Source organism: Acidiferrobacter sp. SPIII_3, from assembly GCF_003184265.1.
Taxonomy (GTDB): Bacteria; Pseudomonadota; Gammaproteobacteria; order Acidiferrobacterales; family Acidiferrobacteraceae; genus Acidiferrobacter.
The window spans coordinates 1,616,558-1,634,204 of sequence record NZ_CP027663.1 but is presented as its reverse complement, the minus strand read 5'-3'; the positions used below and the strand labels follow the sequence as shown (position 1 = coordinate 1,634,204).

At 63.9% G+C, this 17,647-nt stretch carries 16 protein-coding genes; 7 read left to right on the top strand and 9 right to left on the bottom strand.

The annotated features are described in order from the left end of the window. Positions 1-81: 81 nt before the first annotated feature. The gene (locus tag C4901_RS08135; protein ID WP_240611850.1) at positions 82-1,365 is read right to left on the bottom strand and encodes a citrate synthase; all 1,284 of its coding nucleotides are present in this window, start codon (positions 1,363-1,365) and stop codon (positions 82-84) included. 10 nt (positions 1,366-1,375) lie between these two features. After that, positions 1,376-2,794 carry a D-alanyl-D-alanine carboxypeptidase/D-alanyl-D-alanine-endopeptidase gene (gene dacB, locus C4901_RS08130; RefSeq protein WP_110136906.1) on the bottom strand — a complete coding sequence of 473 codons (1,419 nt, stop codon included), beginning with the start codon at positions 2,792-2,794 and terminating at the stop codon, positions 1,376-1,378. A 244-nt stretch (positions 2,795-3,038) separates the two neighbouring features. Here dacB and C4901_RS08125 point away from each other — a divergent pair, with 244 nt between their 5' ends. From C4901_RS08125 to C4901_RS08100, 6 genes are all read left to right on the top strand, one after another. Further along, entirely contained in the window at positions 3,039-3,812 is a 774-nt protein-coding gene (locus C4901_RS08125; RefSeq protein WP_145960668.1) for a trehalose-phosphatase, read from the top strand. Continuing rightward, on the top strand, positions 3,809-4,903 hold the full coding sequence (locus C4901_RS08120; RefSeq protein ID WP_110136904.1) for a mechanosensitive ion channel family protein: 1,095 nt from the start codon (positions 3,809-3,811) through the stop codon (positions 4,901-4,903). Before C4901_RS08125 ends, C4901_RS08120 begins: the two co-directional genes overlap by 4 nt. Beyond that, positions 4,900-6,396, top strand: a complete 1,497-nt coding sequence (locus C4901_RS08115; protein WP_110136903.1) for a trehalose-6-phosphate synthase — start codon at positions 4,900-4,902, stop codon at positions 6,394-6,396. Before C4901_RS08120 ends, C4901_RS08115 begins: the two co-directional genes overlap by 4 nt. Positions 6,397-6,646: 250 nt before the next feature. Then, on the top strand, positions 6,647-8,638 hold the full coding sequence (locus tag C4901_RS08110; protein WP_205736268.1) for a UvrD-helicase domain-containing protein: 1,992 nt from the start codon (positions 6,647-6,649) through the stop codon (positions 8,636-8,638). Positions 8,639-9,135: 497 nt separating this feature from the next. Next, positions 9,136-9,741, top strand: a complete 606-nt coding sequence (locus C4901_RS08105; RefSeq protein ID WP_110136902.1) for a cytochrome b/b6 domain-containing protein — start codon at positions 9,136-9,138, stop codon at positions 9,739-9,741. Positions 9,742-10,657: 916 nt separating this feature from the next. After that, positions 10,658-11,956, top strand: a complete 1,299-nt coding sequence (locus C4901_RS08100; RefSeq protein ID WP_168185634.1) for a GGDEF and EAL domain-containing protein — start codon at positions 10,658-10,660, stop codon at positions 11,954-11,956. A 225-nt stretch (positions 11,957-12,181) separates the two neighbouring features. On the opposite strand, the gene C4901_RS08095 is transcribed toward C4901_RS08100, so the two are convergent. Further along, positions 12,182-13,171, bottom strand: a complete 990-nt coding sequence (locus tag C4901_RS08095; protein ID WP_110136900.1) for a patatin-like phospholipase family protein — start codon at positions 13,169-13,171, stop codon at positions 12,182-12,184. A gap of 144 nt (positions 13,172-13,315) precedes the next feature. Here C4901_RS08095 and C4901_RS08090 point away from each other — a divergent pair, with 144 nt between their 5' ends. Further along, positions 13,316-14,038 (top strand): hypothetical protein, encoded by a 723-nt coding sequence (locus tag C4901_RS08090; RefSeq protein WP_110136899.1) that lies wholly within the window; start codon positions 13,316-13,318, stop codon positions 14,036-14,038. 6 nt (positions 14,039-14,044) lie between these two features. On the opposite strand, the gene xerD is transcribed toward C4901_RS08090, so the two are convergent. From xerD to C4901_RS08060, 6 genes are all read right to left on the bottom strand, one after another. Then, positions 14,045-14,938: a site-specific tyrosine recombinase XerD gene (gene xerD / locus C4901_RS08085; RefSeq protein ID WP_110136898.1), complete on the bottom strand. Its 894-nt coding sequence runs from the start codon at positions 14,936-14,938 to the stop codon at positions 14,045-14,047. Positions 14,939-14,977: 39 nt separating this feature from the next. Next, positions 14,978-15,322: a 50S ribosomal protein L19 gene (rplS, locus tag C4901_RS08080; RefSeq protein WP_110136897.1), complete on the bottom strand. Its 345-nt coding sequence runs from the start codon at positions 15,320-15,322 to the stop codon at positions 14,978-14,980. Positions 15,323-15,326: 4 nt separating this feature from the next. Next, positions 15,327-16,061 carry a tRNA (guanosine(37)-N1)-methyltransferase TrmD gene (gene trmD, locus C4901_RS08075; RefSeq protein ID WP_240611849.1) on the bottom strand — a complete coding sequence of 245 codons (735 nt, stop codon included), beginning with the start codon at positions 16,059-16,061 and terminating at the stop codon, positions 15,327-15,329. Between the two features lies 1 nt (position 16,062). Beyond that, positions 16,063-16,581: a ribosome maturation factor RimM gene (gene rimM, locus C4901_RS08070; protein WP_110136895.1), complete on the bottom strand. Its 519-nt coding sequence runs from the start codon at positions 16,579-16,581 to the stop codon at positions 16,063-16,065. A 4-nt stretch (positions 16,582-16,585) separates the two neighbouring features. Further along, positions 16,586-16,825 carry a 30S ribosomal protein S16 gene (rpsP, locus tag C4901_RS08065; RefSeq protein WP_110136894.1) on the bottom strand — a complete coding sequence of 80 codons (240 nt, stop codon included), beginning with the start codon at positions 16,823-16,825 and terminating at the stop codon, positions 16,586-16,588. A 71-nt stretch (positions 16,826-16,896) separates the two neighbouring features. Continuing rightward, complete coding sequence (locus C4901_RS08060; RefSeq protein WP_110136893.1) at positions 16,897-17,598, bottom strand: VacJ family lipoprotein; 702 nt, start codon at positions 17,596-17,598, stop codon at positions 16,897-16,899. Positions 17,599-17,647 lie beyond the last annotated feature (49 nt).

Here is a 17,647-nt window from a genome sequence, read left to right as displayed (position 1 = left end):
TGCCCAGGCGCGCCCGCAATAGTTGCAGGGTCCCCGAGGTTGTCGCCTGTGTCCCGCCAGCCAGCCGAGTGCCCGCCCCTCTCACGGATATGGATAGTCCCGTAGGCGGGACCCCACATACAGCTGGCGGGGACGATCGATGCCGTGCGTGGAGTCGTTATGGAGCTCGAGCCACTGGCTCACCCATCCGACGGTCCGCGCCACCGCGAACACCGCCGTGAACATCTTTGTCGGGATGCCCATGGCCCGAAGCAGGATTCCCGAGTAGAAATCCACGTTCGGATAGAGCTTGCGCTCGATGAAGTACTCATCGCGCAGGGCGATCTGTTCGAGCTCCAGGGCGACTGCCATCAATGGGTCGTTCTCAAGCCCCAGGTGCGCCAACACCTCACGGGCGCTCTCCTGGATCACGCGCGCCCGGGGATCGAAGTTCTTGTACAGCCGATGCCCGAAGCCCATGAGACGGAAGGAGTCGCTCTTGTCCTTGGCGCGCGCGATCGCTTTCGGGATGTTCTCCGGAGAGCCGATGTCGATCAGCATCTTCACGACCTCTTCGTTGGCGCCGCCATGCGCCGGACCCCACAGGCTCGCGATGCCCGCCGCGATACAGGCGAAGGGATTGGCGCCGGACGAGGCCGCCATGCGCACCGTGGAGGTCGAGGCGTTCTGTTCATGATCGGCGTGCAATATGAGGATCCGGTCCATGGCGCGCACCTGCACAGGGTCCAGGACGAAGTCCTTGTTGGGCATGCCAAACAACATCTGCATGAAGTTCCCCGCGTAATCGTACTCGTTGCGCGGATAACGCAGCGGCCGGCCGATGCTGTAGGTGTAGCTCGCGGCGGCGATCATGGGCATCTTGGCGACGAGCCGGATGGCGGCATTGATGCGCTGACCGGGGTCGCGGATATCCATGTCATCGTGATAAAACGCCGACAACGCGCCGACCACGGCCACCATGACCGCCATCGGATGGGCATCGCGGCGAAAGCCGCGGTAGAAACTGATCACCTGTTCGTGCAGCAGGTTATGCTGGCACACAGCCTCGCGGAATGTGGCCTCTTCGGCCGCCGAGGGCAGTTCCCCGAACATGAGAAGATAGGCCACCTCCAGGAAGCGGCTCTTCTCGGCCAGCTGCTCGATGGGATAACCGCGGTACGCGAGGATACCGGCGTCGCCATCCACGAAGGTGATGGCGCTCTTGCAAGATGCCGTCGACCGATACCCGGGGTCATAAGCCAAAAGCCCGTGGCGGGCATAGAGCGATTGGATGTCGACGGCCTGCGGGCCGAGCGTCCCCTCGAGCACCGGCAGACTTCCGTCTCCCGGCTCATCCCCTATCACCGCGCTCACATATTTCGTCACAACCCCCTCCTCACTTACGGGCATATAGCCACTTGATGACCCCATCCTCGGCCCGGAACCCCGATTCCGTATCAGCCGCGGGGTAATTCTCCAACACCACGACGATATAGCGCCGCCGCCCGCGCTGCAGGTAGCCTGCCAGGGTATCCACGCCGTCGATCGTGCCGGTCTTGCCATGAAGATGCCCGACGACCGGCGACCCCAGGAACCGGTAACGCAGGGTTCCGTCGATCCCTGCTATCGGCAACGACGAGACATACTCGGGCATGTAGCGCCCATTATAGGCATAACGCAGCACGCGTCCCACTTCGGCCGCGGTGATACGTTCGGAACGCGACAACCCGACCCCGTTGCGCAACACCAGATGGGGCAGTCGCAGGTGGTGGCGGGCAAGCCATGCGCGCATCACGGCCAGGCCCTTGGCGGTGCTCCCCGGCGGCCCGTCCTTCACCGCCCCGAGGGTCATGACCAAAAGCCGGCCCATGACGTTGTTGCTGTACTTATCGACACTGCGCAGGATGTCGGCAAGCGGCCGCGAATGGACCGCATACAGCAGCCGCGCGCCATGCGGCAGCCGCCCGGTGAGGAACCGGCCGTTGAAAATCCCCCCCTGCTCGCGCCATAACTCGGTGAAGACCCCCGAGACATAGCGGCGATTGTTGTCGGTGACGCGATAGAGGTGTTGCGTCCCGCACGCGCGCGGGTAGTACCCGTGGAACACCGCCAGATTGCCCCCGCTCTCATGGGCGATCCGCAAATGGACATGGGCGCGCCAGTCTCCGCACGCCCCACCCGTCAAGTGCAGGTCATCGATCACGCGCAGCGTCGTCGGATAGGGGTCCGGCAACACACGCACCTTCGATACCCCTGGAAGAAATCGGAACTCGACCGCCTGAAAATTCACCAGCAGGGCCTGCGGGCGCACATTGTATGTGCGGTCGCGCAGACCGTCAAAGGAACCGCGCGGCGCGCGCGGGGCCTGCATATAATGCTCATCAAGCACGAGATTGCCGGCTATGCGGTGTATGCCGAGACGGCGCAACCCATGGAGCAGGTTCCAGAACGATTTCGTGATGAGGTAAGGATCGCCGTCTCCGCGCAGATAGAGGTTGCCATGCAACACGCCATGGACCACCGGACCCCGCGCATAGGCGCCGGTGGTCCATGTGTAGGCCGGCCCGAGTGCATCCAGGCTCACGAGTGCGGTGACGAGCTTCATCACCGAGGCCGGATCCCGGGGGATGTGCGCGCGGTAGGCAAGCAGCGGGTGGCGGGCGTGTATGCGGCGCAGATAAATGCTGATGCCGCCCAACGGTACATGTTCACGCGCAAACAAGCGAAGCAGGGACGCGGGGAGCGGGTCGCCCCACGCCGTTCCCGAGGCCAGCAGGAAAGATACAAGCAAGGTCAATAATACACGTGTTTTCATGGGCCGAGTATGACCTGTCCACCCTTGAGCCTGCAAACACCAGCGGGCCGTGCGTGGCTGTCGTGCCGCCCAGAGGCTATAATACGAGCTTCACAAGGATGGAGCTTCGTCGCGTGTCCAGACCCCTAGGCCACCTAGCGATCGCCATGCCACGGCATTGTCATGTATCGCCGTGCCGCCGCCTCACATCGCGGCCGCCTTCGCTGGGCGGCGCAGTCCCGACCCAAAGGCAGCACGCGCCATCGTGAAGACCCTGGACCCGGCAAGACCCCCCGAGCCCTTCTTTGAAATGTTGCGCGCAGCTGGCGAGCGACTGCTCGTACTTGACTACGATGGCACGCTCGCGCCGTTCACGGCGCGGCGCGAGGACGCGAGCCTTTATCCCGGCATTGCCCCGTTGCTGGCCGCCATCCAACGGCAGGGAACGCGCATTGCGTTCGTCACCGGACGTCCGGCGGCGGATCTGGCGGCGCGCATACCGCTGCAGGGCGTGGAGATATTCGGGGCCCATGGGCAGGAGCATCTGGCACCGTGCGGGCACCTCACGCGGGCCGCGCTTGCCCCGTCGTCACGGCAATGGCTCGATGCCAGCGCCTTGCGCATCGCCTCCGCCGGATTCGAGCATGCCCTTGAACGCAAATACGGGACGGTGGCGATCCACTGGCGACACGAGCAGCCCGATGGCCGTGTATGCCTGGAGGGGCTCGCACGCGATATCGCACGCGGGCTCCCCGCCGACGTCCAGGGGCTTGCCTTCGATGGCGGCTACGAATTCCGGGTCCGCGGTCGTGACAAGGGCACGGCGGTCGCGGATCTGGCGGCGCGCCACCCGCAGGCCATCATGGCCTATCTGGGGGATGATTTGACCGACGAGGATGCGTTCACAGCGCTCCCGCCGACCGGGCTTGGAGTGCTCGTGCGCGCGACACTGCGGGATACGCGCGCCCATCTGTGGCTGCGGCCGCCCGATGAGCTGCATGCCTTTCTCAAGTCGTGGATGACCGCCGTCAAGCCATGATCACCTACTATTGGCAACAGCTCGATCAGCACCTCGCGCGCTACCGTTTTTCCGGGCACTCGGCCCTGGCATGGATCACCGCCCTGCTGGTCTTCGGGCTGATATTCGCGCTCTTGAAGGCTGTTTTGCGCATGAGCCAGGGGATCCTGGGGGCCGCCGCGCAGGGCGGCGCGACCTGGCCTGCGTTCCTCGACAAGGCCGCGCGCCACACCCATTCCTGGTTCCTGGCGACGCTTGCGGCGGCCGCCGCCTGCGAACGCCTGACACTCCCGGGCCCGAGCCGGGCACTGCTGGGCGACATCGTCGTGACCGCGCTGTTCGTGCAGGCCGCATTGTGGGGTCACGCCTTCATAAAGGCCGGCATCGATCATTACCGGGCACACAGCCAGGATGGGGAACGAAGCACGGTCGTGGTCGCCATGGGGCTTATTGCCACCATCCTCCTATGGCTGCTCTTGACGCTCGCGGCGCTCAGCAACCTGGGCGTGAATGTCACCGCCCTGCTCGCGGGCTTTGGCGTGGGCGGCGTCGCGCTCGCGCTTGCCGTGCAAAGTACCCTGGCCGATTTCCTGGCGTCGCTTTGGATCCTGTTCGACAAGCCTTTCGTCCTCGGCGACCCCATCGCCATCGATACCTACACGGGAACAGTCGAGCGCATCGGTCTGAAGACCACGCGCCTTCGCAGCCCAGCGGGCGAGCAGATCATCATCAGCAACTCCGATATCGTCAAAAGCCGCATGCGCAACTACAAGCGGATGCGCGAACGCACGCTCGTGTCTACACTCTATCTGACCTACGAAAACAACCATGAGGTCCTGGCGCGCGCCGCGACCCTCATTGAGGGTATAGTGGAGAACGACAGCCGTGCGCGATTTTTGCGCGCGCATTTCACGGATTACCAGCCCCAGGGGCTGATCTTCGAGGTGGCATACAGCGTGCGGGAGGGTTATGTCGACGCCTACAGGGACGTTCAGCACGCCATCAACCTGGCCATTTTCCATGCCTTCTGCGAGCAGGGTATTGAGTTCGCCCACCAGGTGGTGGCTCATACCCAGCCCTTGCCGGCTCCTATCGCAAAGGAGGCGTCATGAATGACATGACACAAGGCGGCGATAGGCTTGTGGTCGTTTCCAACCGGCTGCCGGTGGTCGTCAAGCAGGTGGACGGCCGGTGGACCTTCATCCCCGGTTCCGGCGGACTCGTGAGCGCACTGGCCCCGGTATTGCGTAATCGCGGCGGGATCTGGATCGGATGGCCCGGTACCTCGGATGCCGATCCCTTGACGCTTTCGGGGCTGTTGCGCGAGGCGACACGTCATTCCGGCTACTCACTGAAACCCGTGGCGCTGAACCAGCGTGACAAGGAGGATTTCTACTACGGTTTTGCCAATGAGGTGATCTGGCCGCTTTTTCACGACCTGCAGTCCCACTGCAATTTCGCGCCGCGCTACTGGGATGCCTACAACCGCGTCAACCGCCGATTCGCCGACGTCATCATGCAAAACACGCGTCCCGGCGATTTCATCTGGATCCACGACTATCATCTGATGAACGTCGGTCAGGAATTGCGGGCGCAGGGGATCGCGGCGCGCATGGGCTTTTTTCTCCACATCCCGTTCCCGCCACTCGACATCTATATGAAGCTGCCATGGCGCTTTCCGCTGTTGCGCGCCCTGCTCGAATACGATCTGCTCGGATTCCAGACCCTGCGCGACCGCCGCAATTTCCTCCAGTGCGTGCGCCTGGTCGCCCCCGACCTGTCGGTGAGCGGCAAGGGGCAGGTGATCACGATCCGCGCCGGCAACCGCGAACTGCGCGTGGGCACCTTCCCTATCGGCATCGACTATCAGGAATTCGCGCGCGGCAGCAAGACCGAGCCGGTCGTGCGCAAGGCCCGCGAACTCCACGAGGACCTGCCCGGCCGCCAGGTCCTGCTGGGCGTGGACCGGCTCGACTACACAAAGGGCATCTGTCATCGATTCGAGGCCTTCCGCAATGCCCTCCAGCGCTTCCCCGAACTGCATCATCGCACCACGCTCATCCAGGTGGTGGTGCCAAGCCGCGAGGACATCCCCAAATACAATGCCCTGAAGATGGAAATGGAGCGGCTCGTGGGCGAGATCAACGGCCAGTTCACGCAATCGGGGTGGGTCCCCATCCACTACATATTCCGCAGCTTGACTCGCACCGAGCTTCTCGCCTATTACCGCGCCTGCGAGATCGCGCTCATCACCCCCCTCAAAGACGGCATGAATCTCGTCGCCAAGGAGTTCTGCGCCGCCACCCCGGAGAATAACAGCGTCCTGATCCTCTCGGAGTTCGCCGGCGCGGCCGCACAGCTGCAAAAGGGCGCGCTGCTTGTGAATCCCTACAATGTCGAGGAGGTGGCCGAGACGATCCAGCGGGCGATCACCATGGGGCCCGGCGAACGGCGCGCGCGCATGCATAAACTCAAGCGATTCGTCCGCGAATATGACATCTTTTGGTGGGTGGACTCCTTCCTGCGCGCGGCCATCGCCAAAGATCTGAGCAACTTCCCGGTCCCCGAGGAGTACGTCCCGCATATGGAGACGATATCGCTCTGAAATGCTCCGAGAGGACGCAGATGCATGGGCAACGCCCGCCAATCCCCTCGTTTCAGGGCGCGCATGCTAAAGCGCGCCCTGTCAAGATTGTCGCTGCGCGCAGACCTCGCTAGACTGCCCGCGTGCCGTCCCTATCGATCGTGATCCAAAACCCTCCGGCCTTGTCGCCATCGGCCCCGACATCGGCTTGGGCGCGGTGGGCGGGCGGAATGCCGGTTGCGTGTGGCCGCCGTTGTGCGCCGAGGTGTCCGTGAAGATCCTGGAGGGCTTGAACGACCAGCAGCGCGAGGCCGTGCGGCTGATCGATGGGCCGGTGCTCGTCCTGGCCGGTGCCGGTAGCGGCAAGACCACGGTGATCGCGCGCAAGATCGCCTACCTCATCACGCACGGCGGCCACGATCCCGCCCATATCGCCGCCGTCACATTCACCAACAAGGCCGCGCGCGAGATGCGCGAACGCGCGAGCGGGTTGCTGCCAGCGAACGCGCGCCGAGGCTTGAGTGTCCTGACCTTCCATGCCCTCGGATTGAAGATCATCCGCGAGGAAACACAGGCCCTCGGTCTGCGGCACGGCTTTACGCTGCTCGATCCGCGGGATGCCGAGGCGCTCATCAAAGACCTATGCCGGGAGCGGCTGCGCAGCGACACCCCGGCCGAGGAGATCGCACAGCGCGTGCGCGCCTGGAAGGATGCCGGTATCCCCCCCGCCACCGCCGTCCTTGAATCTCCCGACGGCGGCGCCGTCTATGCCGACTATGTCGAGCGGTTGCGTGCCTACAACGCCATAGACCTCGACGATCTCATCCTGCTCCCGGCGCAGCTATTGACCGAGGATACCGAGGCCCGGGCGCGCTGGCGGGAGCGCCTGCGCTACCTCTTGGTCGATGAATACCAGGACACCAACGATGGTCAATATCGTCTGGCGCGCGCGCTTGCCGACGAGGCCTTCACGGCGGTCGGCGATGATGATCAATCCGTATACTCATGGCGCGGCGCGCGTCCCGAGAACCTGGCCCGTCTGGCGCGCGACAATCCGCGGCTTACGGTCATAAAGCTTGAACAGAATTACCGATCGACCGGGCGCATCCTCAAGGCCGCGAATGCCGTGATCGGCAATAATCCCCACCTGTTCCCGAAGCGGCTGTGGAGCGCCTTTGGCTTCGGCGACCCCTTGAAGGTCCTGGTGGCCGACGATGAAGAGCATGAGGCGATCCGTGTCGTCACGGCGCTCCTGCATGACAAGTTCGTGCGCCGCGCGGAGTTTGGAGACTACGCCATCCTCTACCGCAGCAATCATCAGGCGCGGGCCCTGGAGCAGGTCCTGCGCGAACATCGCGTGCCGTATTTTTTGAGCGGTGGGACATCGTTTTTCGATCGTGTGGAGGTACGCGACGCCGTCGCCTATCTGCGTCTCATTCATAATCCCGCCGACGATGCGGCGTTTCTCAGGGTCTGCAACATCCCCAAGCGCGAGGTCGGCCCCTCGACCGTCGAACGCCTGCGTGACTATGCCCATCGCCGCGGCCAACCCCTGCTGCGTTGCTGTCAGGAACTCGGGCTCGCGCAGCATCTCGCCGCCCCACAGGCGGCCGCCTTGGAGCGCTTCGCGCTGCTCGTAGAGGGGTTGAGCAGAAAGGCGCGGGGCATGCTCCCGGGTGCGCTGTTGCGCGAGGCGCTACGCGAGGTCGGGTATGAGGGACACGCCTTGCAGGCGGCCGGCGACAACCGCACGGGCCGCCGGCGACTGGCGTTGCTTGAGGAATTCCTGGCGTGGGTCGACCGCCTCGGCGAGGAAACGAGCGGACGCACACTCGACGAGGTGGTTTCGCAGCTCATTCTAAACGGCATGGGGGACCGGGACCGGGAGCCAGACGGCAAAAGTGTACGACTAATGACGCTGCATGCCGCCAAAGGTCTGGAATTCCCTCATGTCTTTCTCGTAGGACTGGAGGAGGACCTCCTCCCGCATCGCGCCAGCCTTATCGAAAGCGGCGTGGAGGAAGAACGCCGCCTGGCCTACGTCGGCATGACGCGCGCACGCCAGACCCTGACCTTGAGCTATGCCCGGCGACGGCGTCGCCAAGGGGCGCCCCAGGAGACCAGCCCCAGCCGCTTCCTAGGCGAGATCCCGGCCGAGGACTTGATCTGGGATGGTCGCGACGAGAAGCCCCCCGAGGAGCGCATGGCCCACGGCGAATCCCACCTCAAAGGCCTGCGTGGCCTCCTCGGGCAAGGCTCGTAACCGAACGAGGCTCGTGGGGTTCATGCCCACGCCCGTAAGGGTCTGCCCCGGACGTGCTCCCGCGGCTCCGTCACAGTCGCGCCGCTGCGGACGACACCGGGACTTGCGAATGGCGGGTGAGTAAAGTGCGAACGTGCGCCGGCCCTCATACGCGGCGGAACCGTCCCGATCGCCCCAGCCATGATCTCTTACCATGTCGCGCCTCGGTCTCGGCGCACGATCTCTCCCTTTGCTACGAGATGCAGCCCGCACGCGTGGTCCTGCGGACCACGCGTCCCCCTTCCCTTCCCTAATGGCGCGTCGCGAACGAAAAAGGCCGTGGACACTCTAACCAAGGACTTGAGCCGGCATAATGACGAAGTCTTGGTCCGGCCGCAAAACGGGCTAGACTCACTTACGGTGCCTCCCGGTCGTAGACCGCTTGTCTTCGCGCACTTGGGGCAGGACCGCCATCGATGCCACCCTCTCGGTATTCTGAACGGTGAGTTCGCCTGACCATGACGGAGATTGCGATGGAAGATACGCGATGGGATCTCATGACCCGCATTTTGCATTGGGGTCTGGCGCTCACGATCAGCGCCCAATTAATCTCAGGCCTACTGGTTGCGGATCCGCGGACCCGGGCATTTTTCTACTTTCATGAGTGGGATGGGCTCGCGGCCAGCGCCTTTATCCTGTTAGCCTGGATGTGGATGTATGCCATCCAGGATCTCGGCGCCCTCTTTCCCTGGAACCGTATTGGCATGCAGGCCGTATGGGCAGATATACGCGGACTTTTCCGTGGCAAATTACCACCGGGCGGGCGCAATTACACCGGCTTCGCGAGTTTTGGGCATGGCTTAGGGCTCTTGGCTGCCACCGGCATGGCGCTCACGGGTATCTGGATATTTTTTATCATTCCGGGCGGACATGGGGCCTCTGCTGCGTCAACCGACTTCCATGAGTTTATGGAAGTGTCACGGTTACATAAGACAATCTCCTATTTCGTGTGGGCGTACTGGATCGGCCACATCGGTTTCGCCATCCTTCACCAAATCCAAGGTGCTCCCATCTTCCGGGGAATCTTTATCGGCGGCTCAGAAAAAGAGGGATTGAAACATTAGCCGACCTTCCCGGAAGTGATATTTCGCCCCCCGGTATAGCCTACAATGGGAGGCCCCGGCCCTACCGGGCAGGCCGTGAAAGCTTGGCAAATGGGGGAGTCCGTCGATGAGTCTCCCACTGGACCTTCGCCACATCAAAACCGCTCCCGGCGTCGAAGTCCCGTGCTGTCACGGGCCGCGGAGGGTCGAAGGTGCCGCGAGCCCATCTGCTTGCCTACATATAACCTGGATCCGCCTGCTGATGGCGCAGGCCCTTGCTTGCCACGGATATTCATCCGTGGCAACTGGGCTTCGAAAACGCCGCGCCGTTGGGGGTGGAATGGACCGCGCGGCGCGTCAATCCGAGTACTGGTCCGGATACCTTCCCCTGTTCCAGCTCATCACACAGCCCACCGCCGGCCATGGTGCCCGGACGAATAGAACCGCGGACCCGCAAACGGCGTCCCAAACCTTATCCGCGGCCGAAAAGGCCACGCGGGCAGAAGCTTGGAGAGTACGTAGAGAGGGACATTTAGGGCGCCGGCGGCTTATGTAAGCGCCATTCGCCCTAGGTCACGATGCCTTACAATGTCGCGTCCTCGATAGTGCCGGTCGTGGACAACCCCCTTTGTGTGGGGGCGTGCCGGTGTCCTTACTGCCAACCTGCGACTCCCCGCCCGGACCTGCGCCCGTTGCCGGCAGAAAGGCTGGCTTTGCGGCATGCATGGCCCTGCGGACCGCATACCCTCGCTGCGCCCTCCCGGGGCGTGGCGAACGAAAAGGGTCAGGGGATACCGTGCCTCCTGCGTGGGCAAAGACTCGAGGAGGTGAATGACAAAGTCCTGGCGTTTTCCAAGAGCGATAGCGTCCGGGCCGCCTTTCCGCTACCCTAGCCGCAGCTTTCACGATGGCTCGCTCTCGCGAGGTGGAACGACTTATGAGCAGGACGCTTCTTGGCAAGGCACTCAAACTGGCATGCGCGCGATCGGAACGGATCGGCACGCCGCTTTCGGTCATGCTCTTTAGCATAGACCGCTTCCGTCTCATCAATCATCGCTTCGGCTATGCCTTCGGGAACCGTGTCCTGCGCCGTGTCTGCCGCGCCGCCGCTAGCGCCCTCGGTCGGGCGGTGGTGGTGGGCCGCTGGGGCAATGACGAGTTTCTATGCATCCTGAGCGACTGCGGGCCGCGTCAGGCGAGGGCGCAGGCCAGGGCCCTGAACGAGGCGATCTCGGGCCTTCTGATCGCCGCTGAAGACCATGTCGTCAACGTCACGGTGAGCATAGGCCTTGCCTGGGCCCCAAACGACGGAACGACCCCGCAAGAGATCCTGAACGCCGCCGACGAGGCCCTCTACGAGGCCAAGCGACGCGGCCGCGAACGGATCGTGGCGGCCGAGAACCTCGAGCGGCGGATATTCCGTATGGGCGCGATCCTGGAAATGGCATTGCGCGAAGATCGCGTGGTCCCCGCCTACCAGCCGATCGTGGACCTGCGCACGGGCACGCTGGTGGCGGAAGAGGCGCTGGCGCGCATTGTCACCACCGACGGCCGCGTACTGTCCGCCGAGGAGTTCATGGAGGCGGCCGGGCAATTCCGCCTCACCTACAAGATCGATTGGATGATCCTGCTTGCGGCCTTGACCAGACGTCAGACCCGTGACGAAGACCTCGTGCATTTCGTCAACATATCCGGCGATCTTCTACGCCACCCGCGCCTGCTCATGGAGCTTTTGGCGTCGGCCAAGATGAGTTTTCCGCGCAAGGGCGCGACGGAGGTCAAACCGCTCGTCATCGAGGTGACCGAACGCGAACTGCTCGAAAACATGGACCTGACGCGCGAGCGTCTGGCGCCCTTCGTGGATTTCGGTGTGCAGCTTGCGCTCGATGACTTCGGAAGCGGCTACTCGTCGTTCCAATACCTCGCCGACCTGCCCGTATCCTACCTGAAAATCGACGGCCGGCTCATCTCCCGCATCCAAGAGCCGCGCGTGCTCTCCATCGTCCGCGGCATCCATGCGGTTGCGGCCGATCTTGGCATTACCACCCTTGCCGAGTATGTGGAAACCCCTGAGCAAGTGGAACGGCTGCGCGGCGTGGGCATTCATTGGGCCCAGGGACACTACTTCGGCGTGGCGCTGCTCGATCAATCAGTGGCCGACCACCGTCGTGCCATGAGCGTCAATTGGGCAAACGGCTACTACGGCCGCAAGGATCTGGCCCTGCCGCAACCCTGACCCGGAGCGCGCCCTACCCACGCCTCCTGGGCCTGCCTACGGCTTCCCTGAGCCGCCGGGGCTCGCAAGACCTGGGCACGTGACGCCCCTCGGATCACCGGGCACACGATCCATCAACCCCGAACCCGGCGCAATCCCAGCCGCCGCAGGAACCCTCCGCCCTCCGATGAGGCGGGCCGAGGGGCGCCCATCAATAGCGGATTTTCGGTCACATGGCGCTTAGCTCTAGCCGACCCCGGGCGTTCCTGGCAACGCCGCGGGTGGTGACTCCCTGCGGGAGGCCGCCAACAACGCATAAAGATCCGGCAAATGCGCGCGCGCCACGGCACGGCCTGCGGCGATCGCGGCGCGCGCCTTGTAGAATTCGAAAGGCCCGATGCGGTCGACGTCAGGCAGCAGGTAAAGGGCCGGGCGTCTCGCGAGCAAGCGTTGTTGAACGACCTGCGCCTGCGCGATGTTGACCGCCTGGGTCAACACCGCGCGCGCCCGCCACTGCATGCCGCGGGGGCCGGCCGGCTCGGCCAGCTGCTCCTCGAGCCAGGTCCGTACCAAACGGGCGCGCGATACCCAGGGTTGATCGAGCAAGGCCCGTAACTGCACGCGCCAACTGGCCGGCCGGGTATCAATGGGCGCCGCCGAAAGCCCGCGCGCCCCCTGGTGGACCGCGACCGCCACAACCGGTGCCCCGAAGCTGTCGGCGGCGACATCGAAGGGCACGGGATTGACCACGCCCCCGTCGATCAAAAGCCGGCCTTCCCACGGATAAGGCATGAGGAGACCTGGCAACGACAGGCTCGCCCGCACCGCACCGGCGGCGGGCCCGGAACGCAGGATCACCTCCTCGCCGCTATGAAGATCGGTGGCGATTGCAAGAAACGGCAGGCCCAGGTCTTCTAGGGCCATGCCCGGCATGTGTTCTTCGAGGAACGCGAGGATCTTACGCCCCGAACAGACACCGCCCATGGCCGCGGCGTCCGGCAAAAAGAGCTGCAAGGTCTGCTTCCAGTCGACTCCCAGGGCAATTCTGGCGAGCACCGCCGGATCACCATAGCGGGCATAGAGGGCCCCGATCTCGGCCCCTATGCTGCACCCGGCAATGGCACGCACCGGTAGCCCATGCTCGGCCAGCACCTCCAAAACCCCGATATGCGCAAGCCCTCGGGCACCTCCCGCCCCCAGGGCCAACACCAACCCTTCTGTCGCCGGCTTCACCATTGCGCCTCCTTAGGATATTTTAGCCGAGCGACGCCCATCGTGCGGGCTGTCGTAGTAGGCATGCGTTGTCGCGAATATCTGATACAATACCCAAAAGGCTTTCAATCGCGCGTCCATCCGGCCAAAGACCCCCATAAGGAAGCTATGGATTCCAAGCCGCCTCTGTCCGAAGATTTCGCAAGACTCCCGGACTCTCCCGATGCCTTCCCGTTCTTCTATCGAAAGCTCGTTGGCCTGCGCTTTCCCATAGAGGTCGCCGAGATCCTTGAGATGCGCTATCTCTGCCAGCGCGCGATCGACGAGTGCGAACGCGATGATCGCGATTACGAGTGGGGGGAATTTACGGCGAGCCGCATGGCGGACATGGATCATGTGGGCGTGCAAAAGCCGACCCATCGCGAACGCCTGTCGCGACTCCTGCTCTTGCTGAGAGACTATCACAACCTTCACAAGACGCGATCCGTGGAGGCCGAAGAGAGCTTGTGCGCGTCTCTGGCCGACAACCGTTTTGCCCAGGAACGGTCTCGATCCTACGGCAAAGGGGGTGGTGTCGCCACATTGATCGCAGCGGTCAGTTCCGTCCTGCTGAGCCCGCCGGCGGTGCTCATGCAGGGCCTCACGGTGCTGCTCGCCTACCTGTCCCTCGATGCGTTCTACTCGCTCTCCATCCTGCGGCGCGAGGAACGCCGCCTGAACGAACAGCTATCCGAAGTTCTGCGGCGCCGCGTGCGCACGGTCAACTGGCGCGCCGTAGTGCGCCAGACCGGCGCCCTACTCGGCTATACGCAACCCCTGGGAGGCGAGGCCTTCCGCCTGGAACAGGAGCACGAGGCCCTGGATCACCTTGTGGAGGCCGACGGCCATTGAGGGTGCTCATCCGCGGGGATGGTGCCGGGCATGCACGGCGCGCAGGCGTTCGCGCGCAACATGGGTATAGATCTGGGTGGTCGATAGATCGGCGTGCCCGAGAAGCAGCTGCACGACCCGCAAGTCGGCCCCGTGATTGATGAGGTGCGTAGCGAACGCATGGCGCATGGTATGGGGTGACAAGGGCGTTTCCACGCCCGCCTTGGCCGCGTAGCGTTTGATGTTGCCCCAAAACGCCTGACGCGTCATGGGGCCGCCACGTCGCGTCAAAAACACCGCCGTAGCCGGTACACCCTTCAAAAACACGGGGCGCGCATCGCGCAGGTACGCCGCAAGCACCACCTGGGCCTCGTCCCCCAAGGGCACGAGCCGCTCCCGCCCGCCCTTGCCTACGATGCGCACGATACCCGCCTGGCCATCGATCTCCGAAAGCCGTAACGCCACCAGTTCCGATACGCGCAAGCCGGTAGCGTACAGGACCTCGAGCATGGCCCGATCCCGCTGCGCCTCCGGTGTCCGGTCCCCGGGCGCCGCAAGCAATCGCTCGACCTCCTCTTCGCTCAGGCTCCGGGGAAGGCTGATCCCAAGCCGGGGCCCTTCCACGCCTTCGGTGGGATCCTCGGAGATAGCCCCTTGGGCCAGCAGATACCGATAGAAACGCCGCAGGGCCGACAAACGCCGGGCGCCGGTACGTGGCCGCCGCCCGGCCATCACCTCGGCCGCCAGAAAGCCGGTGATATCGAGACGCCGCGCGCCCTGCAGGCCGCGCGCTCTCAGGTATCGGGCAAAAACCTCCAGGTCCCGTCGGTACCCCTCCAGGGTATGGGTAACAAGACCGGACTCCGTCAGCAGGGTATCGAGGAAATCGTCAATGAGGGCGACGTCGGACGGGCTGGCCATAGCCGTCCCGTCCGCCCCCTCGCCCCCCATATCCGCCGCCTAGACGCGCTCGCGAATACGCGCGGCCTTACCGGTCAGCTCGCGCAGGAAGTAGAGCTTGGCGCGCCGCACCACGCCGCGACGCTTCACCTCGATGCGTGCAATGTTGGGACTGTGCAAGGGGAACACGCGCTCCACCCCCTCGCCATAGGACATCTTGCGCACGGTAAAAGACGAGTTGATACCGCGGTTCTTGCGCGCGATGACCACACCCTCGAAGGCCTGCAGCCGCTCCCGCTCCCCTTCGACGACCTTCACCTGAACAGAGACCGTATCGCCCGGTCCGAATTGCGGGACGTCCTTTTTCAGGAACTCGTTCTCTAATTCCTTGATGATATTGCTCATAACCTTACCCTCGATATTCCTGTTTGAATTCTTCTAAAAGCCGCTTCTGTTCGGCATCCAATTCCCGTCCCTCCAAGAGATCCGGACGGCGCAGCCACGTGCGCCCCAGAGACTCCCGCAGGCGCCACGCCCGAATACGCGCGTGATCGCCCGACATCAAGACCTCCGGGACCCGCTCCTCGCGCCATAGCTCGGGCCGCGTGTAATGAGGATGGTCCAGAAGCCCCGCCACGAATGAGTCTTCGCGCGCCGAGTCCTCGTGTCCCAGGGCCCCCGGCAACTGGCGCACGACGGCATCGATCAATACCGCAGCCGCGACCTCTCCCCCGGACAGCACATAGTCGCCTATGGACCACTCCTCGTCCACGGAGGCGCGCACGATGCGCTCATCCATGCCTTCGTAGCGACCGGCCAACAGAATGAGACGTGGCCGCGCCGTAAGCTCCATCACCGCGGCATGGTTCAGCACCCGTCCGACCGGCGACAGATACAGGACCGGGGCCTCGTGGCCGGCCCGCACCTCATCGATCGCGCGCGCCACGGGCTCGGCCATCAGGACCATGCCGGGGCCGCCCCCGTAGGGCCGGTCGTCTACGGTCCGCCGCTTATCCTCGGCAAAATCCCGCAGATTCCAAAATCGCAGCGTGACGATACCAAGCTGCGAGGCGCGCCCTACAATGCCGCACTCGCAGAACCCGCGCACCGCCTCCGGAAACAGCCCGATGACATCGATGTCCACATCAAAAGTCCGGGTCCCAATCCACGACCATGCGTCGCCCATCCTTGTCGACCCGACGAACCACTGCCGGGATGTAAGGAATGAGCCGCTCCCGATCGGCCCCTCGTACCACCAGTACGTCGTTGGCCCCGGTCTCCAGGAGCCTGTGCACAGGCCCCAGGATCACACCGTCCACCGTCTCTACTACCAGCCCCAGAAGCTCGCCCCAGTAATATTCCCCAGCGGCCAGCACCGGCAGCGCCGAGACCGGGCATTCAATCGTTCCGCCGGTCCAGCGCTCGGCGTCCTCGCGCACCCGACATTCGGCGATGCGCACGATGAGACCCTTGCCGTGGATCTGGGCCTCGAGCACCGTCGGCGTCTCCACCACACCGGACCGCTGGCGCACGCGCCATGGTTGGTAATCCAGGACTGTCTCGGATCGCGTCGTATACGGCTGGATGCGCAACCAGCCGCGCACGCCGTAGGTGCCCGCCACGCGGCCCACCTCGATCCACTCCGGGGGCGCCTGGTCGGGCATGACGTCAGGAGGCGTTCTTTAGCAACCCCGCGACCCGTTCCGAGGCCTGCGCGCCTCTCTCAAGCCAATACTGCACACGCTCATGATCGACACGCAGGCGCTCCTCGGCGCCACTCGCGATCGGATTGAAGAACCCGACGCGCTCGATGAAGGCCCCGCTCGCCGCGCGGCGCTTGTCGGCGACCACGATCGAATAGAAAGGCCGCTTGTTGGCACCGCGACGGGCCAAGCGTATCGTTACCATATTTCCCCCATTAAGGCGCCCAAGGCGCAGAAATTCGACGATTTTACCTGGACTACGCCAGAAAGGGAATCCTAGTGACCGGCGCGGCGGCGACGGATGAGCGCCCGGCGCTTTTGCCAGAACGCATCACGCACGAACGTGTACTCGTGTCCGGCTGCGGCCAGTCGCATGAGCAGGCCCTGATGCAGGTAATGTGACCGCGTATCGACAAGCTGCGCGCCGTAGGCGCCCCACATCGCCGACGGGTCACTCAAATAGGTGGGAGGATTGGTGAAGCTGTCGAGACCCAACCCTACGGCATCACGCACATCGCTTGGGCCAAAGAGCGGCAACACCACATAAGGACCACTACGCACCCCCCAGACCGCCAAGGTCTCCCCGAAGCCCGCGTTATGCGCGGGTAAACCAAGGGGCGTTGCGACATCGATCAGGCCGAGTAGGCCGAGAGTGGAATTGACGAGAAAGCGTGCGGTCTCGAGAAAGGCCGGGCCCGCGCGGCCCTCCAGCGACTCATTGACGATCACCTTCACGTCGTCAAGGTTGGCAAAGAAATCGCTGATCCCACGCCGCAGCGGCAACGGTGTCAGTCCGACATAGGCCTCAGCAGTCGGCTTCAGGAGTACGCGATCCAGGTGCTGGTTGAAAACAAAAATCTTCTTGTTCAGAGGTTTGAGTGGGTCGTCTGGACCGTGTGCCGGGCGCATGCCCGTGGTTGCGCAGCCACCCAGGAGCATGTACGCCGCCATGATCGCTATCGCCCATCTTTGCGCCATCACCCCTCCTTAATGTCTCTGCAACTCCAGGTTGCCCACCCGCTAATCA